Origin of the sequence: Pseudoalteromonas sp. Bsw20308, from assembly GCF_000310105.2 — a bacterium.
Taxonomy (GTDB): domain Bacteria; phylum Pseudomonadota; class Gammaproteobacteria; order Enterobacterales; family Alteromonadaceae; genus Pseudoalteromonas; species Pseudoalteromonas fuliginea.
The window spans coordinates 510,711-535,706 of sequence record NZ_CP013139.1 but is presented as its reverse complement, the minus strand read 5'-3'; the positions used below and the strand labels follow the sequence as shown (position 1 = coordinate 535,706).

Below are 24,996 nucleotides of genomic sequence, written 5' to 3'. Positions count from 1 at the left end.
ACTGTTCGTCCGGTTAATTGTTTTTAGGAATTACCAGTAATCTAACGAACTATTACGACTTTTTTACGTCTTATTAATTACGCATTGGTTAAATTGATGTTTCAACTTTATGAAAAATAATAAATTATTGTATTCATATAAAAATTATAAGATTGAAAAACTCAGCGTACACTTGTACACTAAAATTCATTCAAATAGTGGTAGGATCTGTCATGTCGTTAGAAGCGCCCTATTCTAAAAAAGAAGAACAACTAAACGTAATTAGTCATGCACTTGGTATTGTATTTGCCGCATTTGTTATGTGGGATTTATTTAGCCAAGCCACCAGCACTAAAGCGTATATTAGTACTGCAATTTATGGCAGTAGCCTATTTGTGCTGTTTTTGTCATCCACTTTGTACCACGCCAGTATTCAACCGCGCTTAAGAGCCTTTTATAAAAAGTGCGATCACTGCGCCATATACTTATTAATTGCCGGCACCTACACTCCCTTTTTATTAATCTCATTAACCGGTGCTTGGTCATGGGCAACACTTACATTTATTTGGACTGTCGCACTGGCGGGCGTTGCGTACAAAGTATTTGTAAAAAACGGCAATAAAAAAATATCACTCGCCACCTACTTACTCATGGGTTGGTTTGCACTGGCTATTGTATATCCGCTCTACTCTAGTGTTGATGTAAAAGCACTTTACTGGCTACTTGCCGGCGGTATTTTTTATAGTTTAGGTACATTATTTTACAGCGCTAAAAGCACCCAATTTAGCCACGCTATTTGGCACTTATTTGTTATTGCTGGGTGTGTTTGCCATTATATTTCAATTAGTAATTATGTTTATTAGGCAGGTAAAGCCAATTAGAATGGTCTGGTTCGAGCGATGAGCGGTCATTCAGGGAATCGTCCTTAATTTAGTAAGAATAAAGGGACACTTTCCTCTTTTTTACATGTTTATATAAATATCAGAAAGCATAATATTTATAACAAAGCCTGTTTAACGTACAGTGAAAAATTAGTCAGTTACCTTGCACGTTATACCCGAAAAGGCGTGATGTCAGAATCACGGTTGGCATCTTACGATTTATTGGTATATCAGCGTCGGAGACAGCAATTCTTACAACATGGCGAACGAGTTAGCGGCTAGCTAGCCTGCTAAATAGAATCAATGAGTTAACCTGCTTAATTGTTCAGGCTAGTAGCGGCTGTGTGAGTGAAAAATATCATTGCTTAACGGTTAAATATTAGGTTTAATAGGGACATAATAAATGCTGAGCAACGCAGGGATAGCTTAAATTATAATAGGTAAGCTGATTAAATTAGCTGATTTAGCTAGAGCCTCTAAAAAGCAAATTCCCATAGCATAAACAACACCAACTCTGACACACCGAGCAGGTAGCGCCTCAGTCCAACAAGCGATTATGCAACACAAACAGCGTGTCGCATAAATACTAAAATGTTATGCATCAAAATCGAAGTAAGGTTGCTGTTTATAAATGGATAATTTAAAACTCAAAATTTCAACCAAAATTCTTGATTTAGTTGAAGGCCTTCCTAGATTCAGAAAAGGCACGATTTCAAGTTTACAGGATATTAGAGAGCGACAGAAAAAATGGTCGTCTAAAGAACTTGAAAGACGAAATTCGCCTAAAGAATCAAATATAGAACTAAGCCAAATAACTTTGGTTTTAACTTTTGAGCACGAAGATTTTGATAATATGATCAAAGGATTGAAACAATATTTCCCAAAAAATGAAAACATACAGACGTTTGTTACATCTCTTAAAGAATCTATAGATAAATTACATGCAAGTAGTTGGCACAATCTCGGCTATATAGCAAGGGAGCAAGGGGTTTACCTTCCTTACGTGGCAGTGGATGAAAGCCTACCTCTAGACGTTAAAAATGTTTCATTATCGTTTCACAGAATACTTCCATCTGTAGCATGTATCATATTTGAGTTTCAGTTGAATGATTCAGTAAGCAAAGCATTAAGCGAGATTCAAAATCAGGTTTATCTTGGGCCCGTGGAATTTAAAAAGTTTTGGCCTCTTAGTAGTCTACATCGTGGATACGCAGTGGGTACAGGTACCGATTGTGCTATTAAATCTATTAACAATAAAAAAGACTCCGTCAGAACAGGAATTGAGGCTTGGGTAAAAAAAGGCTTTAGCTGGAAGCCTCAAACAATGGATGCAGTATCATATATTGATGTTTACAAAATATCTGGGAACCCAATAGAACCAGATGAACGCAGAAATTGGCTGCTTGAATATAGTGGCTGGCTTAATGAATACGGAATAGATGCTAATGGATTTGATACTTTAGAAGGGGAAGACTTTTTAGTTTCAGGACCAAGGTCTAGCAATCATAAATATATGGTATCAGACGTGGTGGCCAAATTTGACTCAAAGAATGAATCTGAATTTGGTGATTTTCTTGAATATAAAGTGAGAGCTATAGCTGTTTCATCTACGATTTTTAGTGTTATAGAAAAATACAGAAACAAAGTTGAAATTTTGCGCGGCCATGGCTTTAAAAATCTTTACAAAAGAAAAAAGCTAACTCAAAGAAACCAATACAATATTCAGGAGCTAAAGAGAACGATAGTAATTATTTCGAGGTTTGAGCACGAAATTAAGCAATCGGGGCGTTGGATAGCACGCTCAATTTCAGAGGTTGGTGAACTAATAGATCTATTTAGAAAAGAAACAGTGAATTTAGGAAAAAATACGATTGATAATGCAAATTATCAGCTGAAGCAAGTTAAGGAATCCGCAGCCATAATTGACTCAGGGTTGACAAACTACTTGTCAGTACAAAGCATATATGTGATGTATAAACTTCAAAAATGGATGTTTATACTATCCATAGTAGTAACAATCGCTACGATTATAGGTGTATTATCCGGATGGAATAATCTTAAGCTCCTGGTTTCCGGTTGGATAAATGCATAACAAGTGACTAAGGTTATGAGTGTCCGCTTTTGGCACTTACCTGCCCATACATAGTCATATCACTCCCACCGGCACTCGCGCATATTTACTTTGTCGCTTTTAAACAGTACGCCTTCTGATAATAGCTTTTCGCGTTGTTCTTGATATTTTTCGCTACCTGCAGGGAATGATATTTTACCTTGGCTATTCACTACCCTGTGCCAAGGTATAACCGAGTCGTTTGGCATCATTTTTAATAAGCGCCCAACCAACCGTGAGTTTTGCGGGTAGCCCGCAAGAGCTGCAACTTGCCCGTAGCTTGCCACTTTACCTATTGGTATGCCTGCGATAACAGTATAAATAAGTGTTTCTTTATCAATATCAGCGTTCATTTAAATACGCCTCACTAAGTACTTTAAATTGCTCCCAAATAGTGCGCGCTACAGGGCCATGGTGCACTGCATGTTGTCTAAAGGCTCTAATTTGTGCACTAAACTTATGCTCACGGTCAGTTATGTGTATTTCTTGAAGTAAGCCTGCTTTTATTTCAGGGTCGCAGTGCTCTAGGCTCATCATTGCCCAACCTGCGCCTGAGAGTAAAAACGATTTTAAGGTCGATACATCATCAATTTTCATCATGGCGGAGCCTTTTGAGTACGATAGTCTGTCACTGTCGATACTCAAATCACTTTCAAACATGGCTAAACACGGATACGTTTGTAGTTCGATATAGGTTAGCTTTTGAGGAAGTGCGCCTTTAGCGCTAACAATGCCAATATCGAGCCTGCCTATGGGTACGCTTTCTAAATCGCCTGTCGCATGAAATAAATCAAACCACGGGCCAATGCCTAATTCAGCTTGCCCACTATTTACTTGCTCTAACGAAATAAAGCGCTTCCCGCTTGTTAAGCTAAATTCCGTGCTGGTAAACAACCTAAAAGTATTACTTATGATCTCGTTGTAACTTTGCATATGGCAAAGTTGTTCGTAACAAATTCTAAATTGGGGCTCATTCCCGAGTGCTAATTCTTTAGCAAGCTGTGCTAACTCGCCGTTCGCATGCAGGAGTTGCTGCGCCTCGCGGTGAAAAATACGCCCTTTTTCAGTAAGCTGTAATCGGTACTTACTTCTATCTAGTAACTCAAATCCTATTTTTTCTTCTAGTTTTTTAATAGCAAGTGTAAGCGCGGGCTGCGTTTTATGTAGCTTTAGTGCTGCCCCACTTAAGCTTGCGCTTTGCACTATGGCATCTAAAATTATTAATTGATTCAGCTTCATATACCGCTCTGCAACATTATAAGTAAAATTTATTGAGTTTCTAAAATTTAATGATTTTTATTTTACATGTTTGCAGCGTATGCTGCACTTAATTATTTTGCCATTATTGCAACGGAGAAGACATGAAACTCTTTCGTCTATGTTTATTAACAACGACCTTACTTAGCTTAATAGCCTGTTCTGAGCCAGAACAACAAGTTAAAGAAGAGCCCATTCGCCCTGTTAAATTATTCAACATAGGTCATGATTCTCAAATTAACATTCGCAGCTTTCCTGCTGAAGTTGTTGCAAACCAAGGGTCATACCTTGCTTTTAGAGTAAATGGCGAGCTTGTAAAATTTCCTGTCTTAGCAGGCGAACATGTAGAGAAAGGCCAACTATTGGCAAAGCTTGATCCTGAAGATTTTGAATTGCAATATGATGATAGAAAAGCTAGGTATGAACTTGCAAAATCTCAACTTAACCGAATAGAACAATTATTTGAAAAACGAATTACTAGCCAATCAGAGCTCGATAAAGCAACTGCTGATATGCAAGTTGCTGAATCAGCATTCAAAATAGCTGAAACAAACCTTGAGTACAGTGAATTACGTGCTCCTTTTAGTGGCATCGTCGCTAAAGTATTTGTTAAAAACTTTGAAAATATTCAAGCGAAGCAAAATATATTACGTTTAGAAACCCGCGATTTAATGGACGTTGAAATACAAGTTCCTGAAAAAATAGTTGCACGCTTTAATAAAGGCACTAGCTACCAACCTACTGTTAAATTTGACGGTTACGACGACAAAGAATACACCTTAACGATAAAAGAATGGGATACGCAAGCAGACCCTGCAACACTTACTTATAAAGTTGTTTTTTCTCTGCCTGTACCCGATGACTTTAATTTACTTGCTGGCATGACAGGCAGTGTACTAATTGATTTGAGTAAAGTAACTAACTCACAAGTTGCTTACACAATTTTACCTATAGAATCCGTTTTTTCTGATCCTCAAGAAACCATTAAAAACAATGCATATGTTTGGCTTTACGACGAGCAAACAGGTCAGGTTCATAAGCAAGCGGTAGAAATTGGTCAACTTCATCGCGACGGCATTGAAGTACTAAGCGGCATTAAAGAAGGTCAAATAGTTGTGGCTGCGGGTGTACACTCAATAAAAGAAGGAATGAAGGTACGCGCGTGGAATAAAGAGCGAGGCTTATAACAATGAGCTTTGCACAACTCTCTATAGAAAAAAAAGTAATCAGCTGGATGTTTACGTTGCTGCTATTAATTGGTGGTAGCGTATCGTATTTTGATTTAGGGCAATTAGAAGACCCTGAATTTACACTCAAAAAGGCCATGGTTATAACCATGTACCCAGGTGCTTCACCGCAACAAGTTGAAGAAGAAGTAACCTTCCCTATCGAAAATGCGATTCAGCAATTACCTTATGTCGATTATGTAACGTCAATTTCGTCAAATGGAAAATCGCAAATTACAGTAGAAATGAAAAGCACCTACCGTAAAGAACAACTGCGACAAATATGGGATGAAATGCGTCGTAAAATTAATGATCTCTCCCCCTCATTACCTACCGGTGTCTACCCAAGTATAATTTTAGATGATTTTGCCGACGTATACGGTGTGATGTATTCGGTTACAGGCGATGGCTATTCGTATGATGAACTTAAAGATTACGTAGACTATTTAAAGCGCGAGCTGGTACTTGTTAAGGGGGTTAGTAAAGTTACCGTTGCTGGAGAGCAGCAAGCACAGGTTATGGTAGAGATATCGACTCGTAAATTAGCGCAATTAGGCATAGCTCCTAGTCATATATTTCAACTTTTACAATCGCAAAACACGGTATCAAACGCGGGTAAAATTCGCGTAGGCGATGAATCAATCCGTTTTCATCCAACGGGTGAGTTTAAAAATGTAAAAGAGCTTGAAACGCTACTGATTTCAAAAACAGGCGCAAGTGAGCTAATTTACTTAGGTGATGTAGCCAAGGTACACAGAGAATATGCCGAAGTACCAAGTAATATTATTCGCTACAATAATGAACAAGCATTATTAATAGGTGTGTCATTTACCTCTGGTGTTAACGTGGTTGATATAGGCAAGCATATAGATGAACACTTGGCATCGCTTGAGTATCAACGACCACATGGCATTGATATTAGTTCGGTATACAATCAACCTAAAGAAGTTGAAAAGTCAGTTGATGGATTTATTATCAGCTTGGTTGAAGCTATTGCGATTGTAATTGTGGTTTTGCTTTTGTTTATGGGGCTAAAAAGCGGCATTTTAATTGGTGGTATTTTACTACTGACCGTACTAGGTACGTTTATATTTATGAAGTTGTTTGCTATCGATTTACAGCGCATATCGCTTGGGGCACTTATTATTGCACTAGGGATGCTGGTTGATAACGCAATAGTAGTAACCGAAGGGATACTAATAAACCTTAAACGTGGCCAAACAAAACTCAAAGCAGCAGTTAATATTGTTGAACAAACTAAGTGGCCTTTACTAGGTGCAACAGTCATTGCGGTAACCGCGTTTGCACCAATAGGTTTAAGCTCTGATGCCAGTGGTGAATTTGCCGGTAGCTTATTTTGGGTGCTGTTTATTTCGCTTTTATTAAGTTGGATAACAGCTATTACATTAACGCCATTTTTTGCCAATTTGATGTTTAAAGAAACTCAATTCAAAGGCGAAAATGACCAAGAAGATGAAGACCCATACAAAGGCTTTATTTTTAATGGCTATAAGGCTGTATTAGATTTTTCTCTACACTTTAGAAAAACCACGCTTATATTAATGGTTGTTTTACTGTGTACTGCGGTTGTTGGTTTTGGCTCTGTAAAACAGTCATTCTTTCCTGCCTCTAATACACCTATGTTTTATGTAGATTACTGGCAAGCACAAGGTTCTGATGTTCGCTCAACCCTTGAGGGAGTTAAACAGCTTGAGGCGTTTTTACAAAAAGAAGAACTCGTTGAAGAAATAACAAGTACCACAGGGCAAGGCGCACCGCGCTTTATGCTTACCTACGCGCCAGAAAAGTCATACCCAGCTTATGGGCAATTGATTGTTCGTGTTGCCGACAGGGAAGCTGTTGCCACTATAATGCAAAAAGTCCGTGATTATTCAAATCAGTATGCGCTTTCTGCACAACTTAAAATTAAACCAATGGAAATAGGCCCTTCTACCGATGCCAAAATAGAAGCCCGTTTTTCGGGCCCTGATCCTGTTATTTTAAGGCAACTGGCCGCTAAAGCCGAAGAACTGATTGGTAACGATGATGGCGCATACAATATTCGTAATGACTGGCGCGCACGTACCAAAATGATTCGCCCACAGTTTAACGAACAAAAAGCACGCCGCTTAGGCATTAGCAAATCAGACTTGGATGATATATTACTCACCAGTTTGTCAGGTAAGCAAGTAGGTGTATATCGTGATGGTACGCAGTTGCTGCCTATTATTGCACGATCCCCAGCTAACGAGCGCTTAAACGTAGAAAGCGTTCACGACCTTCAAATATACAGCCCAGTACTTGGTGTATTTGTACCAGTAACCCAAGTAGTAGACGAGTTTATTGTACAATGGGAAGACAGCCTAATAATGCGCCGCGACCGTAAACGTACTATTACTGTGATGGCCGATCATAATGTACTCGGCGATGAAACCCCAGCTAAACTATTTGCGCGTATTCGCGGCCCAATAGAGAATATGGAACTGCCACGTGGTTACCAACTGGAATGGGGCGGCGAGTTTGAGTCATCAAGCAAAGCTCAAAAAGCAATATTTGGCTCTTTACCATTGGGTTACTTAGCTATGTTTGCAGTAACTGTATTGTTATTCAACTCAGTTAAGCAACCTTTGGTAATTTGGGCAACCGTGCCTCTTGCTATTATTGGCGTAAGTGCAGGGTTATTGATTATGAATACACCATTTAGCTTTATGGGTTTGCTTGGTTTGTTAAGCTTAAGCGGTATGTTGATCAAAAATGGGATTGTGTTGGTCGATCAAATAAATCTCGAATTAAGGGAAGGTAAATCGCCCTATGAAGCCGTATTTGACTCTGGTGTGAGTCGTGTGCGCCCAGTTGCTATGGCCGCTATAACCACTATTTTAGGTATGATCCCGCTGCTATTTGACGTGTTCTTCCAGTCAATGGCGGTAACCATAATGTTCGGTTTAGGCTTTGCCACCATACTAACCCTCATTGTAGTGCCAGTACTTTACACGGTTATATTTAGAATTGATTACGAACCGCGTAAGTAGTTAAACATCTAATCGGTTAACATTAAAAAATGCCACTGGCTCAAGGTCAGTGGCATTTTTATTTAATACCGATGAAAAAAGAAAGGCCACATATTGAGTGGTTAATAAATTAGCCGCAACACTTTTTGTATTTTTTGCCGCTACCACATACACAAGGTGTGTTACGCTCTGGTACTTTATCAAATACTTGTGGTGTTGACTTGCTAAGCGCAAAGTCTAGTTCGCGAATATCTTCTGGTACGTCTGCTTTAACTTCAATCGAAGCAAACAGCGAATGCTCTGCTAATATTGCTTGTACTTCAGATTGTCGTTCAGCCGAGTTTACAATTAATGTTAGCGGATGTAACTCTGTCCCTACCTTTGCGGTACGTTTTGGCGAAAATCCGCTACTGTTATTTTTACCCATTATATCGGGCTTACCCATAAAGAAAAACTTTGACATGCTACTTCTATAACCTTTCTACATTATTAAGACGGCGCATCTTAACAGCTTACCCAACATATAACTAAGTGTACTTGTTAATGCACAATATAAATTAGGCTTTACTGTATATACGCCTAATATAACGACATAAATAAGCTATTTAATGGGTTTAAAATAGAGATTTAGACAAACCTTAAATTCGTAATAGAGTGAAATTACGCTGACTCAGCTTAGAGACATTTTAGTATCTAATATCAATCCGTAATAATACTTGATCAATTTGAGGGCTTAAGCCTGGCGCTAACTGTGTTAAAAACTTCTGATATACGACTGCATGGATGCAGAAGGTAGAGCAATGCAGGGGCAATTACTGATAACAACTAAATAAGAAATTTTTGCCTTGTTATCGACACTATTTCTCACCTCAAAATAGCACACTTAATTAAGCTAAGTGGTATAACACCACCACTTAGCTGCACATTATTTTTTTAAACTGAGAATACGGCCTGAGCTTGGTTGTGAGTCTGATTTAGCATTAGACGAGTTGTTCTCTTTAATACTTTTTGGCTTACCAACATACGTGGTAGAACGCTTTTGATAAGGTGCTTTACTGCGCTCATTTTTGCGCTCGCCATTAGCATTACTACGCTCAGAGTTGCGATTTGAACTTCGCTCAGTATTACGCTCGCCACTTTGTTCGCCTTTATTAAAACGGCGAGGGTTTTCACCCTGAAAGTCACGTTTTTTGGGAGCCGACGGCGTATTATTTTCTGATTGTTTGTTAGCATCAAGCGAATGCTCTTGGGTTTTACCTGAGTCAGAAATCGAGTCGTTTATTTGCGCCATTTCAGTATCAGACAAATGACGCCACTGCCCTACCTTTAAACCTTTTAGTGTTACGTTCATTATACGAGTGCGCTTTAACGTAACCACTTCGTAACCTAAATATTCACACATGCGGCGTATTTGGCGGTTTAAACCTTGGGTAAGTACTATTTTAAATTCTTTAGGGCCACTTTGCGTGACTTTACATTCTTTAGTGACGGTATCTAAAATAGGCACGCCATTGGCCATTTTTGTAACAAACTGACGATTAAGCGGTTTATCCACCGTAACAACGTATTCTTTTTCGTGATTATTGCCCGCACGCAAAATTTTATTAACGATGTCGCCTTCGTTAGTTAAAAATATAAGCCCTTCAGACGGTCTATCTAAGCGCCCTATTGGAAATATACGCGAAGGATAGTTAACTGCTCGTATAATATTACTTTGAATTTTACTTTCGGTAGTACACGTAATACCAACGGGTTTGTTGTAAGCGATATAAACGCGCTTTGGTGTGGCTTTAAGTGGCTTGCCATCAATTAATACAACATCGGTAGCGGCTACTTTTACGCCCATTTCTGGAGAGTAGCCATTAACGCTGACACGACCCTGCTCAATATATTTATCGGCTTCGCGGCGTGAACAAAATCCTGTTTCACTAATAAATTTATTTAAACGTTTTAATTCGGTCATGGCACTTATAGCGTAGTAATTTTTAAGGCGAGTAGTGTAAACCACCCACACTATTTTTTCGCCCCTAATTTAGAATTTATAGGTGTTTAAGCATTAATTTTTGCTTTCGTTAATTTACGCCATACAAATTCAAGCGGGCCTTGATTAAAATAGCGGCTGTATATAAAGGTAAATATGAGCTGCATTACAACTAATGCCGTTGCCAGCACCCAGTAATCAATACGATCAAAACCGAGCACCCAGTGTGTAAATAGCACTTTATATAACAATAGTTGCATGAGTGTTTGGCTAATATACAAGGTAAATGCTAAGCGCCCTGTTTGCTGAATAAGCTTGCCAACGTGTGCGCTGTTATTGCAAAATTTAACAATTAAATGAATATACAACGTCGCCATTCCAAGTGCCGCAAACATATTTATTAACTCTTGTATGGCATACATAAAGCCACTACTGTATTGCGAGGTATAGAGCCTAAATGCACTCAAGATCGTGGTTGCAATAACGATTGTTACTAGCTGTTTTGTGCTTAAGCCTTCACTAAATACCCCCTGTTTATACAAGTAAATACCAATGAGCATAATCCCTGCACACATCCACAAGGTCATTATCGGCACTATAAATACCATTAATGCATTCATACCTAAGTTAGAAATAAAATAATCAAAATAATGTGGGCTATATAAAGAAATAAAATCTTGAGAGTCGCGATAAATAATATCCACAGGTGCACTATACATAACCAGCCCAGTGGTGATGCCACACAGTAAAATAAATGCAAGACCTCGCTTCAAAAGTAACGCATTATCGCTTTGTAGGTATTTCAGAGTAAACCAACCTGAAATGCCATAAACAAATAAAATATCACCAGCCCAAAGTAAAAACCCATGTGCTAAACCAAACAGTATTAACCAGTAAAGCCTACTTTTTAACTGCACATCAGACTTATAACGTTGCCATTGAATATAAAGCCCAGCCCCAAACAGCAAACTAAACAGCGTTCTAAAACGACCGTCTACAAATAAGGTACTAAAAATATAAATAATAGAGTCACTAACAGGGGCATTACTGTGCGCAATGTAGCCTAATTCAAAAACACCAAAAGCATAGCTATTCATGTAAACTAAGCCCAGTACAGCTATGCCACGAATGAAGTCCATATTGTAATTGCGCATTAAAGCTAGTGTCCGTTAAATATTGTTCTTATAGCTGTCGGCCCAATTGACCGACTGCTGGTAGAGTGCAGGCAGTATAGCATTGTCTATATTCAACAAAAGCCCAGCTTGCTCTAGCGCCCACCAGCTTCCAGTTTCGTATGCTCTAACAACATTTAAAATATAGTAAAGGTTATTTTTATCATTTAATAATGCAGCTTTTATCTCATCTGGAAAAGGCAGCTTTTCAACAAGTAAGCTCATCGGTTGATCAAGTATTGCATCAAGCAATGAAAATAAACCGGTTAAAAAAGCCTCTCCAGTTTGGCTCTTTGCTACATTTTTTGCTAAAAGCTCACAAAAACGAGCACGAACAACGCAAACCTGCATTAGCTCAGCAGGTTTCTTTCCTGCTGTATGAGCGGTAACAATAAGGCTCACAAACTTTTTAAGACGATCATGCCCTAAATAGACAAGTGCTTGCTTTAATGACGATATTTGACTTTGTATAGGAAAAACACCACTGTTTATTAAACGCAGTAGTTTATATGCAAGGGCGGCATCTAGCTCAAACAACCCAGATATAACTTTTATATCTGGGTTTGGCTTCATTATTTCAGCATAAATAGCGACAACTAACCCATAATTATAATCGATATCGTTTTGCTTGATCATAGTGGGTTTTGCAAAAAAATAACCTTGGAAATAATCAAACCCCATATCAAAGGCTAATTTATAGTCGTCTTGTGTTTCTATTTTTTCGGCTAATATTTTTATTTGTTTATGTGCTTGCAGCTTTTTAACGATGGGTTGTATTTCGTTAAGCGGTGTCATTCTTATATCAAATTTTATTAATTTGACGAGCTTTAAAAAACGATCCCACTGTGGTTTATACACAAAATCATCGAGTGCGAGTTTATAATTACTATGAAATAAACCTCGGCATAGTTCGTAGTTATCATCGTTTGGCTCAATGGTTTCAAGTAGTTCGATTACAACATCTTGGCAAGGCAAAAAAGCGCATAAGTCGAGCTTCAATGATTCAGGACCAATATTAATGAGTGCTTTTTTACCTGATGTAATATGGCGAGTACCTAAGTTAAGTTGATTCTCCATAATAAGACGAGCGGTCGCTTGGCCTTCTGCAATATCAGGAAAATAATTTTTAGGGCTATCACGAAAAAGTAGCTCGTAAGCTACTACATTTTGACGACGATTAAATATTGCTTGCCTTGCAACAAATACAGACACATTACCTACTTCTTGTTTTTTATTTCAGACTAAGTCATTAAACATTAAAGCGATACAATTGTCACTGAACTTTGCAAAGCACGTAATAATTTACCTATATAAGGTTGTTATATAAGCAGTTGCGATTTGCGTCCATGAAAAACGGGCTTGCTCAGCACCCTTTTTTACTTTATGCCACTTTTGAGGTTCTTGCTTTTTAATTGAGAGTGTTTCGTCTAAACAGGTGATTAAATTACTAGTTTGCATGGCTAATGTGTCGCCACTAAAACTAAAACCATTTTCATTATGCTGAACGGTGTCTTTTAATCCGCCAACACTATGCACCAAGCAAGGCTGTCCCGCTCGCATTGCAAGCATTTGACTTATACCACATGGCTCAAACGAACTTGGCATTAAGAACAAATCACCTAGTTGATACATTAAATCACCAACATCTTGACCATAACCTTGCAAAAATAAAAGGTTAGAATTGCGTGCCATTGCTTTAGTAAAAAGACTTTCAAGTTCTTTGTCACCCGAACCTAAAACAATGAATCGACCACCGTATTTATTAACTAGTTGGCAAACGTTATCAATCGCTAAAGTACCGTTCACCTGCTGGCACAACAACAAAACTTTTTGCTCTGTAAGTCGCCCTACACTTGTTACTAATGGGCCATTATTTGCTGCTGCTTTAAATTGCTGTAGTCGCTGGTGCGCAATATAATAACCACTTTGAAGCTGCTTATGGTTACTCATCCAGCTAAATAAAGTGTTCTCTATTTTTTTATATAAAGTATTTAGGTCTGCATTTTCATTTGTTAACTTAGGATACTCACAGCCATTTAAAATACCAACCAGCTTGCCTTGTTCTGCCGCATTTTGCAGATCTTGCTCAAGCCCTTCGCCGCCAAAAAAACCATGTTCATAATTACTTGGTTTAAGTACTTCTTGGCTATAGGTTGGTGATACAACATGTACTTTATCGCATAGGTTAATGGCACTGCGCATTGGGTTAAAACAATGCGGATAACGTGGATCACATAAATGTTGACCGTTATAACTAAGCGAAGGAAACCATGCTTCTAGACTCGAGTCATCGTGCTTAAAAGGCCTTATTCCCTGCAGCGCTATGTTATGTACAGTGTAGGCTATATGTATGTTATTTAGTGCGCTATAACGTGGCTCAAATTTAATTAAAACGGCGACACACGCGCTGTGCCAATCATGCAAATGTAATGCATTAGGGCGTGTAAGTACCCCTTGTAATAATGCCTCACAAACTGCGGCATTAAATAAAGCAAACTTGGTTGCATCCGTGGCAAATGGCCTACCGGGTGCATCGTTGCAGTAAACAGTGCCTGATTCACTAAACAATGGGTGGCTAATAACAATTTGGCTGACATTACTTTGCGTTTGTCGTACTTTAAAAAGTGTTAAAACATGTGGCTGTGCATTAAAAGCAACCGTTACTTCACCGAGATAAATACGCTCAATAAACGCAAAGCCGTAATCAGGAATAACAACATCTACAGTTACACCTTGCTCTGCCAACGCCTTTGGTGCATCACGCACTACATCAGCTACTCCACCTACTTTAGCGCCTGGTAACGCGTCGTTCTCTGCTGCAACCATTAATACATGCATTAATTTACTACTTCCTTTAACCTAATGAGCCTGCTCAATAAAGAGCAAGCCTTGTTGTCATGCTTAAAATTAGTTAGCTAGTTTATTTAAGCTAACTTTTTATTTTCATTTGCTTGGCGCGCAAGCTTTTTTGCAAGCTCAGTGAGCATATCACGGGTCACGAGTACGATGCCTTTTTTAGACACTCTAAAGCCATTGTCTTCATCTGTCTTACGATCAAAACCAATTTCTAGTCCTGCTGGTATCTCACAGCTTCTATCTATTATCGCCCGCTTAATTTTGCAGCCTCTATTTATAATTGCACCAGGCAATATAACTGACTGCTCTATCTCGCAAAATGAACGAATATGTACATTTGAAAACAATAAAGACTTTCTAACAGCAGAGCCCGAAATAATACAACCACCAGAAACTGTTGAGTCTAAGGCCATTCCGCGCCTATCATCGTCATCAAAAATAAACTTAGCGGGCGGTAGTTGTTCCTGATAGGTCCAAATTGGCCACGTCGGATCGTATAAATCAAGTTGCGGCTCAGGCATTACCAGTTCCATATTAGCTTCCCAGAATGAATCTAGCGTACCTACATCACGCCAATAAGGTTGCCCTTCTTGGTTTGGATCTCTAAATGGGAAGGCAAATACGTTATGCTCTTCTATTATCGCTGGAATAATATCGTGGCCAAAATCGCGACCAGAGCCTTCATTTTCAGCATCTTTTTTGAGCTGTTCGAACAAAAATTCGGTGTTAAATACGTAATTGCCCATTGAAGCTAAACACGTACCTGGCTTACCAGGTACTGAACTTGGCATTGCAGGCTTTTCGTCAAAACGGCAAACACGATTTTCCTCATTAACGGTCATTACACCAAAGGTATCGGCGGCTTCTTCTACGGGTACTTCGATGCAACAAACAGTCATGTCGGCGCCATTTTCTACGTGCTTAGCTAAAAGAGCACCGTAATCCATACGGTACACATGATCGCCCGATAAAATCATCACATATTTTGGTAATTCATGACGAATAATATCTATATTTTGAAAAACAGCATCGGCGGTTCCACAATACCAATCATCGCCTTGACGCTGCGATGCGGGTAGAATTTCAACCGACTCTCCCAATTCCTTTTTAAAATGCCCCCAAGCACGGTTAACGTGCCTAATAAGTGAATGAGACTTATATTGTGTAGCAATACCAACGCGCCTAACGCCTGAGTTAATACAGTTAGATAACGGAAAGTCGATTATTCGATGTTTACCACCAAAGTAAACCGCAGGCTTTGCTCGCCAGTCAGTCAGTTCATGCAGGCGTGAACCGCGACCTCCAGCCAGTATTAGTGCGTAAGTTTCTCTGGTTAGGCTGCTTATATAACGATTTTCGTAGTTGGGCATAATACTCTCTCCATTTAGTCTTTGCTGTTAGTGGTATGACTTTTAGTTGTCGTTAAGTCTGTTGCACTAATGTTGAGGGGTTCTAAATGCCAAATGTCGTCACTGTATTGGCTTATGGTTCTATCACTTGAAAACATGCCACTGGCTGCTGTATTTAAAATACTCATTTGTGTCCAGTAGGCTTGATCAATGTAGGTCTTATCTACTTGTTTTTGAGCATCAACATAGCTTTCAAAATCATGCGCGACCAACCAAGGATCGTTCGGGCTCTTAATCGCATTGATCACGTCATCAAATAAGCATGGTTCGAATAAATTAAAATGGCCACTTTCTAAAAGCTGCATTACGTTTGCCAAGTCACTATTTTGTGAAATTAAATGCTCTGGATTATAACGTGATTTAATATCATCAATTTGATGTGCTTGAGCACCAAACAAAAAGAAATTATCAGCACCCACGGCATCTCTAATTTCAATATTTGCGCCATCAAGTGTACCTATCGTCAATGCACCATTCATCATGAACTTCATGTTACCTGTACCTGATGCTTCTTTACCTGCGGTAGACACTTGCTCTGACAAATCGGTTGCAGGGCAAATAACTTCCATTGCTGTTACGTTATAATTTGGTAAAAATGCTACGCGTAAATACGGTGCTGCTAATGGATCTTTATTAATAACCTCAGCCACATTGTTGATTAGCTTAATAATTTTTTTAGCCATATAATAGCCTGGCGCAGCTTTACCGCCGAGTAATACACAACGCGGAACAAGCCCTTGCGTATCACCGCGACGAATACGGTCATATAGATGAATTACATGCAACACATTAAGTAGTTGGCGTTTGTATTCATGAATTCGCTTAACTTGTACGTCAAACATCATCGATACATCGAACTCAACACCGCAACGCGCTTTGACTAAATCAACAAGGCGTTGTTTGTTTTCGCGTTTAGCTGATTGCCACTGAATATGAAAGGTTTGGTCATCAAAAAATCGACGTAGTTGACTAATTTGACTAAAATCGCCTACCCAATCGTTACCAATTTTTTCGCTAATTAATTTGCTTAGAATAGGGTTGCAGTGAGCAAGCCAACGACGTGGTGTTACGCCATTTGTTTTGTTATTAAACTTATCTGGCCACAGTGCATAAAACTCTTTAAACAAGCCTGCTTTTAGTAACTCAGTATGCAGTGCCGCGACTCCATTTACGGAGTAACTACCGACTATTGCTAAATAAGCCATACGAATTTGCGGCTCATCACCTTCTTCAATAAGCGATAGCGCTCGCTGTTTGTTAACATCCCCTGGCCACTGCTGTGCAACTTGGGCTAAAAAACGTGCATTTATCTCGTAAACTATTTCTAAAATACGCGGTAATAACCTTGCAAACAAAGATACTGACCACTTTTCAAGTGCCTCAGGAAGTAAGGTATGATTTGTATAGGCCATTGTTTTAGTAGTAATTTGCCAAGCATCTTCCCAATCAAGTTCGTAGTCATCCATTAAAATACGCATCAGCTCTGCAACAGCAATACTTGGATGCGTGTCGTTTAATTGAAACACATGAAAATCAGAAAAATCAGAAAAACTCTCACCGTGTTGTGCAACCCATTGATCAACAATGTCTTGAATACTCGCAGACGATAAAAAATACTGTTGGCGTAACCTAAGTTCTTTACCATTTTCGCTACTGTCGTTTGGGTAAAGCACCATAGTAATTTGTTCAGCTAGATTTTTTTGTGCTACAGCTTCTGAGTAACTACCGGCATTAAACTCAGTTAGATTAAATTCATCTGTCGCTTCTGACTTCCACAGACGAAGTGTATTAACAATATTATTTTTATAGCCAGGAATTGGTACATCATATGGCACAGCTAATACATCGTGTGAACTCATCCATTGACGATGCTCTCGGCCATATTTATCTGTATAGCTTTGCACATAGCCACTAAATTTAACGCGCTTTGCATGCTCTGGGGCACTCAGTTCCCATGGATGCCCTTCACGAAGCCAGTTGTCGGGTTGTTCTATTTGATTTCCGTCATTTATAGACTGATTAAACATACCGTATTCGTAACGAAGGCCATACCCAATGACAGGCAGGGCCAAACTTGCACAGCTATCTAAAAAACAGGCTGCTAAACGCCCTAAACCACCATTACCTAGCCCTGCATCATGTTCGGCATCTTCAAGCGTTTCGACTGTTGTACAATATTCTTGTAATGCAGAAGCAACTTGATCATCTAAATCTAGATTTAAAATAGCGTTACCCAGTGCTCGTCCCATTAAAAACTCAAGAGAAAGGTAAGCCGTTTTACGGCGCTTTTGCTGTCTAATTTGTTGATTGGTTTCTCTGCAACGAGCAACAAGTCGATCGCGAATAGTGAGCGCTAATGCATGATATAAATATAACTGTGATTCGCCGACCTTATCTCGGCCGAGGGTGTAATAAAAGTGACGTGTTAAATCATCTTTTAACGTACTTTCATCAATAACAGGGCCTTCTTGCCAACCCTTTACTACACACACTTGTTCATCTTGCTTAGCCATGACCTACTTCCTCTAAATTTGAACTGAAAACCCAGCTACTTTGTGCAGAAATTTCAACCATCGCATCGTTGTTACTACTTACAGATGCATTATTTACACTTGATAAAACCATTTGCCAAGGCGCACTTATTGGAGATTGCGGCAATTGGCAGGACATTACTTTTTTACTCGCATTAAAAATTATTAAAAGTGCATGTTTATTTTGCTTATCGAGCAAGCTGTACATTAAAAACTGACGCGTATTTTCATGCCAATGCGCGTCAGTCATAGTTACACCTTCTTCGGTAAACCACCTAACTGTAAAGCGCTCATCAATATCATCTAAAAACACACTGTGTTTAAACGCACTGTGGGCACGTCTGATTTTTAGTGCATCGTCTATAAAACGAGTCAATGTATGATTTAATTGTGAGTCTTTCCATGCAAGCCAACTAGTACGATTATTTTGGCAATAAGCATTATTATTTCCCCCTTGCGAGTGCGCTATTTCACTCCCAGATGAGAGCATAGGAACTCCTTTGGACAAAATAAGTGTAAGCAAAAAGTTTTTTTGCTGTTGCAAGCGGAGCGCTGTTATTTTGGGATCATTTGTAAACCCCTCTACACCACAATTAAAAGAATGATTAGCACTGTGACCATCTCGATTTTGCTCACCATTTGCCTCATTGTGTTTTTCTTCGTAGCTAACTAAGTCAGCAAGCGTAAAACCGTCGTGACTCGTTATAAAATTTATACTATTGAGCGGACCGCGCTCACTGTGCTCGAAAATATCAAATGAGCCATGTAAACGTTTGGCAACGGTGGCGATAATGCCTTCTTCACTTTTCCAAAAACGCTTTATTACATCACGATATTGGTCGTTCCATTCTCGCCAAGGTGCCGGAAAAGCACCTAACTGATAGCCACCAGGGCCTATATCCCACGGTTCACTAATGAGCTTTACTTTGTTTAAAATAGGATCTTGGGCAACCGCTTGTAAGAAAGTATGAGAAGCGCTAAACCCAGATTGAGAACGCCCTAAAATAGTCGCCAAATCAAACCTGAAGCCATCAACTCCCATTACTTCAACCCAATAACGAAGACTATCGAGTACAAGTTGTAATACACGAGGATGGTCAATATTAATCGTGTTACCGCATCCAGTATCGTTTATATATAAATCTGGTCGATCGCTTACAGTGCGGTAATAAGCTAAGTTATCAAAGCCTCTAAGTGACAATATTGGGCCATCATTACCGGCCTCTGCGGTATGGTTGTAAACAACGTCGATAATAACTTCAATGTCGGCCGCATGAAGCTCTCGCACCATTTGCTTAAACTCATTTATATCGTCTTTAACCAAGTAGTCTTTATGAGGTGTAAAAAAGTTAAGCGTGTTGTAACCCCAATAATTTTGCAGCCCTTTACCCGTTAAAAATTGTTCACTAATAAATGAATGAACAGGTAAAAGTTCCACAGCTGTAATACCAAAGCTCTGTAAGTGTTCAATAAAACTGGGATGACTTAGTCCTAAAAATTTCCCTTGTAGGTACTTAGGAATTTCGGGATGACGGCACGTTGCTCCTTTCACATGGCATTCGTATATAACCGTATTTGACCATCTATGGTTTGGCTTTTTATGCGCGTACAACACAGGTGCTGCTACTTTTGACTTAGGTATATCAATCGCATTATTTACGGTGCTTTTAGTGCCGATTGGCATTTGCCCATAATGACGCTCACTCCAAGTAAACTCACCAAATAAGTCTTTTGCGTAAGGGTCTATTAATAGTTTGTTTTCGTTAAACAATTGACCGTGCTTAGGGTTATATTCACCCTCTACTCTAAAGCCATACAAAGCACCTGCATTTAAAGGAAATATATGAATACTCCAAATGCCGCCTTCGTTAATGCTCATTGCCACCTTTAATATTTCTGAATGGCCACTTTTGTCAAATAAACATAAATAAGCTTGAGTTGCTTTTGGTGCATAAAGTGCAAAATTTACACCGCCGTCAGTAACACTTGAACCTAAGGGTTCAACTTGGCCGTGAGTGACTTCAAATTGATTACTCATCTTCGACCTTTTGTAAATAAATAGTAGTTAAACCACCAATGGCAATAGAAATGCTTTGAGCGAACCCATGATTAGGGCTGTCGAAGGTAGTAACTATCTTTAATTCGTTTTGTGTAACGTCTATCCCTGAGCCAAAATAATCGGTTTCATCTGTATTTAAAATTACTTTATAGCGGCCTTTATTTGGCACACCAATGACGTAATTTTGATAAGACTCTGGAGTGAAATTAGCTATAACAACCACTAAATTTCGTGCATTTTTGGCATACCGTACAAAACTTAAAATACTTTGATCGTTATTGTTGTTATCTATCCAATCAAAGCCTGCTGCACTTGTGTCAAGTTCGTACAAAGCAGGTTGGTTTTTATATACATGATTGAGTGTTTTAATTGTTTGTTTTATACCATTGTGACTTTGATGCTCTAATAAGTGCCAATCAAGCGAATGATCGTGGCCCCACTCAGTGCGCTGAGCTATTTCACAACCCATAAACAATAATTTTTTACCTGGATGCGCCCACATAAACGCATAATAAGCTCGAAGGTTTGCGAACTTTTGCCAATCATCCCCTGGCATTTTTTCAATAAGTGAGCCTTTGCCATGCACTACTTCGTCGTGACTCAATGGCAGTATGAAGTTCTCACTAAAGGCGTATACCATCGAAAAGGTTATTTCGTGATGGTGGTGCTGTTTGTAAAGCGGATCGCGTTGCATATAGTGCAAACTATCGTTCATCCAACCCATATTCCATTTATAGCCAAACCCTAAACCGTTATGCTCAACACTTTGTGTAACACCTGGCCATGCAGTTGACTCTTCGGCTATCATCATGATGCCAGGGTTGTTTTTATAACTTCGTAAATTAACCTGCTTTAGGCACTCGATTGCACCAAGGTTCTCGCGTCCACCATAACAATTAGGGATCCATTCACCTTCTTTACGGCTGTAATCTAAATACAACATTGAAGCCACTGCATCTACTCGTAAACCATCAAGCCCAAATTGGTGTAACCAATACATTGCATTAGAAATCAAAAAGCTTTTAACTTCAGGGCGATCGTAATTATAAATATAGGTATTCCAATCGGGATGAAAACCTTGACGCATATCGGCATGTTCGTACAAATGAGTGCCATCAAAACGATGCAAACCATGCGGATCACTTGGAAAATGCCCAGGTACCCAGTCGAGTAAAATACCTAAATTTGCTTTATGGCATTGCTCTACAAAATATTTAAAACTGTTATAGTCACCAAAACGGCTAGTAGGTGCAAATAAACCAACGGGTTGATAGCCCCACGAGCCATCAAACGGGTATTCACTGATAGGCATAAGCTGTAGGTGGGTGAAATTCATTTCAAGTGCATAGCTAACTAGCTTGTCAGCAAGCTCTACGTAACTTAAATAACGATTATTTTCAGCGCGTTGCCATGAGCCTAAATGCACTTCATAAATACTAATTGGTGCATCAATATGGTTACGCTTTTGTCTATTTTTTAAGGCTTGTTCATCAAGAATTATAGGTTCTGGTTTGTATTGCAATACACTGGCAGTACCGGGGGCTTGCTGCATTTTAAACGCATATGGGTCTGCTTTTTCAAACACGTCTCCACTTTGTGCGGTAATTGCAAATTTATAGCACATGTCAGCTTTAAGGCCTGGTATAAATAATTCCCATACACCACTTGCAGGATGAAAGCGCATAAAGTGACGATTAGCTTGCCAAAAATTAAATTCACCAATAATTGATACACTTGCTGCATTTGGCGCCCACACACAAAAACGCACCCCCTCTACATTTTGTTGAGTGCTAAAATGTGCACCAAAGTGTGAGTATGCATGCTCTAAACTACCTTCGTTAAATAAGTACATTGCCTGTGTATCGAGCGCAGTGTCAAAACTGTATTCATCGTAAAACGTAACGGCTGTATTTGTGTATTCAACATCACATTGATATGGCGCGCTTGGCAATGTTTTTAGCTTTGCAATAAACAAATCACTTTGCTTATATCGCAGCGCTTTTATTTTTTTACCGCCAAGGTTAATTACAACATTCAACGCAGTGGGTAAGTAAAGTCGTAACTCTGTGTCTGTGTTTGTTAGTTTATGTGCCCCAAGAAAGCTAAACGGGTCTTTAAAACGACCTGCGCTTAACGCTTGTACTTGATCATCATAACGATTAAAAGAAGATCCAATATTATCTACTGCTGAGCTACTCATTAACCTTTCCTTATTGAATCTATTGCAGCTAACAAAGAGGCATTTTTACTAAAAATCTCTTCGCAAGTGTGTGTTAAAACACGCCGCCAATTGGGATACTCGGTATCTGTTCCTGGAATATTCACACTGTAAAGCTGCTCATCTAAATCATCTATTTGCAGCGCAAGTAATCGTGATTGCGACTTTGCTAAACATAAGGCAAGTGATTTATAAACGTCCATTGCATTAGCTTGTAGGTTAAGTTCTTTTGTTTGATTGGCATTAATAAAGCGCAATAATCGCTCTTGCTCTTCAACACGTTGGTGGGTTAAGTCGTTGCATTGCTGCTCGTTAATTAAACTGTATTGCTGCTTTATATCTAAATCATCGTGTTGCCACCAGCCCATAAAAGGAGGCACATCGTGATTGGCAATCATTAATAAGCAACGTGATGGTAAATCGTTAACCAATAAAAATTCATCATCGTGCTGTTTTTCAAAATAAAATAAGCTGTTAGAAAAAATACCGCTAGAGGCTAAAGCATCTCTTACCTCAGGGGGGACTACACCCAGATCTTCGCCAATAACAATACTTTGATTAATATGCGATTCAATTTTTAAAATTGCGAGTAAATGCTCAAACGGATAATAAACATAACAGCCATCTTGTTTACCATTCGTTTCAAAACACCACCATAAACGCCTAATAGCCATTACATGGTCAATTCTGAGACCACCTACATTTTGCATATTTGCGCGAATAAGTGAGCGATAAAACTCGAAGTGATTATTGCTAAGACTGCGAGGATTGAGTGCCGGAAGCCCCCAATTTTGACCTGCTTCAGCCCATGGGTCTGGCGGGGCACCAACACTTGCCTCTTGGCTAAATAATGATTGCTGATTTTTAAATTCGGCCCCATCGCCAGCACACCCAACAGCTAAATCGTTGATTAAACCAATAGCCATTCCCAGCTCTATACAACTTTTTTGACAAAGTGCTAACTGTAAATACGCTTGCCACTGCAAATAATAGTCAAACGTTAAATTATCTGATTCAAGGGTATTTAGCGTACTTGTATGAGTGTTACAAAATGCTGTAAACGCTTGTCGACGCTCATTACTGGCAGTTAATTCAAACTGACTATAAAGCGCTTTAAATAACGTATATTTAATACGACTTACGTTTTCGTAATTTATAAATTGATCATTGCTTTGCATGAGAGAAATAACATCATCACTTTGCATTAAAGCATTTAGCTCTGCATTGTTATTAGCGTCGTCACATAAATCAATGGCAATATATAAAGGGTTTAGCAAAGCACGACTGTTAGGGCTATAAGGACTTGCTCGCTCTGGCATATCGGCAAATAATAAATGAAGTGGATTAAGTAAAATATAATCCATGTTTTGCGCACTACATAAATGAGTTAACGATAATAAATCGCTAAAATCGCCAACACCTAATAGCGCTTTATTTTTTAAAGTATAAAGCTGAATAGAGAGCCCTGTACGCTTTATATCATCTACTTGATATACTTGTTCAGGAACAGACCAAACCTGTGTATTTGAAAATTGCTCGCCTACTTTTATCGTTGCATCATAATATCCAGCTGGGATAAAAGGTAATTCAAGCGCAACCTCAATATATCGCACGCCATGCAAGTAATATTCACCTGTGACAGGTAAATCACGCATAGTTTGAAATGCCAAGTCAAGACCAAGCGCCTCTACTTTTATGCCTACACATAAATGCTGTTGACGTTCATCTATACGAATCTTTAAGGTATTTTCAGGCCATTCAAGCAAGCTAACACGCGGAACTAATTGCTGCCAAGTAGCTGCATCTAATTCATAGTTAAGATGCGCTATTTGATTAGCATCGTTAGTGTCAATACCACAGCACTGTAAAGCTTGCTTTCGTGTATCGTTGCTAAAAACAACCTGTTCACCAGTGTATTTAGTGAATTCATAACCAATGCCATGCAGGTAAAATAACTGCGAAAGAGCGTCCATTTATTGGCCTTAATTTATACGTTGCGTATTCACTATGCTATTTTCTGTGCCAAATGTATTACCAATGTAACCGTCGGCTTGGTGGTCGTTATCCCAAATATCTCCATTGATTAGATAACGAAAATGGAACTGCTGATCAATAGGAAGGCGTTGCTTACACTTAAAAACGCCCTGTTTTTTATTGAGCTTCATTGGCACTGGCTGCCAATCATTAAATTCACCTAGCAAACAGACTTGCTCTGCCTCAGGGTGAGTGAACTCAAAAGTAACTTCAGCTTCATCTTTTGTTTTAAAAAAACGTTTATTCAACATAGCAGGCTCCAACTAAACCAT

General features: G+C 39.0%; 17 protein-coding genes and 1 pseudogene. 5 read left to right on the top strand and 13 right to left on the bottom strand.

The features are described 5' to 3' along the window. The first annotated feature begins 212 nt into the window (after positions 1-212). The 3 genes and pseudogenes from trhA (at position 213) to D172_RS19570 (ending at position 2,952) form a co-directional block, all read left to right on the top strand. Positions 213-842: a PAQR family membrane homeostasis protein TrhA gene (gene trhA / locus D172_RS19575; protein WP_007376338.1), complete on the top strand. Its 630-nt coding sequence runs from the start codon at positions 213-215 to the stop codon at positions 840-842. A gap of 132 nt (positions 843-974) precedes the next feature. Further along, positions 975-1,073, top strand: a pseudogene (locus D172_RS21970) (transposase); the annotation flags it as partial. A 418-nt stretch (positions 1,074-1,491) separates the two neighbouring features. Beyond that, the gene (locus D172_RS19570) at positions 1,492-2,952 is read left to right on the top strand and encodes a hypothetical protein (protein WP_007376339.1); all 1,461 of its coding nucleotides are present in this window, start codon (positions 1,492-1,494) and stop codon (positions 2,950-2,952) included. A gap of 59 nt (positions 2,953-3,011) precedes the next feature. Here D172_RS19570 and D172_RS19565 read toward each other — a convergent pair whose 3' ends face one another. Both D172_RS19565 and D172_RS19560 read right to left on the bottom strand, forming a co-directional pair. Next, on the bottom strand, positions 3,012-3,323 hold the full coding sequence (locus D172_RS19565; RefSeq protein ID WP_007376340.1) for an MGMT family protein: 312 nt from the start codon (positions 3,321-3,323) through the stop codon (positions 3,012-3,014). Then, positions 3,313-4,209: a LysR family transcriptional regulator gene (locus D172_RS19560; protein ID WP_007376341.1), complete on the bottom strand. Its 897-nt coding sequence runs from the start codon at positions 4,207-4,209 to the stop codon at positions 3,313-3,315. Before D172_RS19560 ends, D172_RS19565 begins: the two co-directional genes overlap by 11 nt. Before the next feature lie 122 nt (positions 4,210-4,331). Between D172_RS19560 and D172_RS19555 the strand changes: the two genes are divergently transcribed. Together D172_RS19555 and D172_RS19550 are read left to right on the top strand one after the other, a co-directional pair. Further along, entirely contained in the window at positions 4,332-5,414 is a 1,083-nt protein-coding gene (locus tag D172_RS19555; protein WP_007376342.1) for an efflux RND transporter periplasmic adaptor subunit, read from the top strand. A 2-nt stretch (positions 5,415-5,416) separates the two neighbouring features. Next, complete coding sequence (locus D172_RS19550) at positions 5,417-8,485, top strand: efflux RND transporter permease subunit (protein WP_007376343.1); 3,069 nt, start codon at positions 5,417-5,419, stop codon at positions 8,483-8,485. A 109-nt stretch (positions 8,486-8,594) separates the two neighbouring features. On the opposite strand, the gene D172_RS19545 is transcribed toward D172_RS19550, so the two are convergent. The 11 genes from D172_RS19545 to D172_RS19495 form a co-directional block, all read right to left on the bottom strand. Next, on the bottom strand, positions 8,595-8,927 hold the full coding sequence (locus D172_RS19545; RefSeq protein WP_007376345.1) for a PBPRA1643 family SWIM/SEC-C metal-binding motif protein: 333 nt from the start codon (positions 8,925-8,927) through the stop codon (positions 8,595-8,597). A gap of 462 nt (positions 8,928-9,389) precedes the next feature. Continuing rightward, entirely contained in the window at positions 9,390-10,427 is a 1,038-nt protein-coding gene (gene rluF, locus D172_RS19540) for a 23S rRNA pseudouridine(2604) synthase RluF (RefSeq protein ID WP_033023345.1), read from the bottom strand. A gap of 86 nt (positions 10,428-10,513) precedes the next feature. Beyond that, positions 10,514-11,584 (bottom strand): DUF418 domain-containing protein, encoded by a 1,071-nt coding sequence (locus D172_RS19535; protein ID WP_007376347.1) that lies wholly within the window; start codon positions 11,582-11,584, stop codon positions 10,514-10,516. A gap of 30 nt (positions 11,585-11,614) precedes the next feature. Continuing rightward, positions 11,615-12,829, bottom strand: coding sequence for an EAL and HDOD domain-containing protein (locus D172_RS19530; RefSeq protein ID WP_007376348.1), 1,215 nt, complete (start codon positions 12,827-12,829; stop codon positions 11,615-11,617). A 90-nt stretch (positions 12,830-12,919) separates the two neighbouring features. Further along, positions 12,920-14,455, bottom strand: a complete 1,536-nt coding sequence (locus tag D172_RS19525) for a glycogen synthase (RefSeq protein ID WP_007376349.1) — start codon at positions 14,453-14,455, stop codon at positions 12,920-12,922. Positions 14,456-14,541: 86 nt separating this feature from the next. After that, positions 14,542-15,843 (bottom strand): glucose-1-phosphate adenylyltransferase, encoded by a 1,302-nt coding sequence (gene glgC / locus D172_RS19520; RefSeq protein ID WP_007376350.1) that lies wholly within the window; start codon positions 15,841-15,843, stop codon positions 14,542-14,544. Between the two features lie 14 nt (positions 15,844-15,857). Beyond that, positions 15,858-18,395, bottom strand: coding sequence for a glycogen/starch/alpha-glucan phosphorylase (locus tag D172_RS19515; RefSeq protein ID WP_007376351.1), 2,538 nt, complete (start codon positions 18,393-18,395; stop codon positions 15,858-15,860). Continuing rightward, entirely contained in the window at positions 18,388-20,451 is a 2,064-nt protein-coding gene (gene glgX, locus D172_RS19510; protein ID WP_007376352.1) for a glycogen debranching protein GlgX, read from the bottom strand. Before glgX ends, D172_RS19515 begins: the two co-directional genes overlap by 8 nt. Further along, positions 20,444-22,672, bottom strand: a complete 2,229-nt coding sequence (gene glgB / locus D172_RS19505; protein ID WP_007376353.1) for a 1,4-alpha-glucan branching protein GlgB — start codon at positions 22,670-22,672, stop codon at positions 20,444-20,446. Before glgB ends, glgX begins: the two co-directional genes overlap by 8 nt. Next, positions 22,672-24,663: a 4-alpha-glucanotransferase gene (malQ, locus tag D172_RS19500; protein ID WP_007376354.1), complete on the bottom strand. Its 1,992-nt coding sequence runs from the start codon at positions 24,661-24,663 to the stop codon at positions 22,672-22,674. Before malQ ends, glgB begins: the two co-directional genes overlap by 1 nt. Before the next feature lie 9 nt (positions 24,664-24,672). After that, positions 24,673-24,975, bottom strand: coding sequence for an isoamylase early set domain-containing protein (locus D172_RS19495; RefSeq protein ID WP_007376355.1), 303 nt, complete (start codon positions 24,973-24,975; stop codon positions 24,673-24,675). Positions 24,976-24,996: the final 21 nt, after the last annotated feature.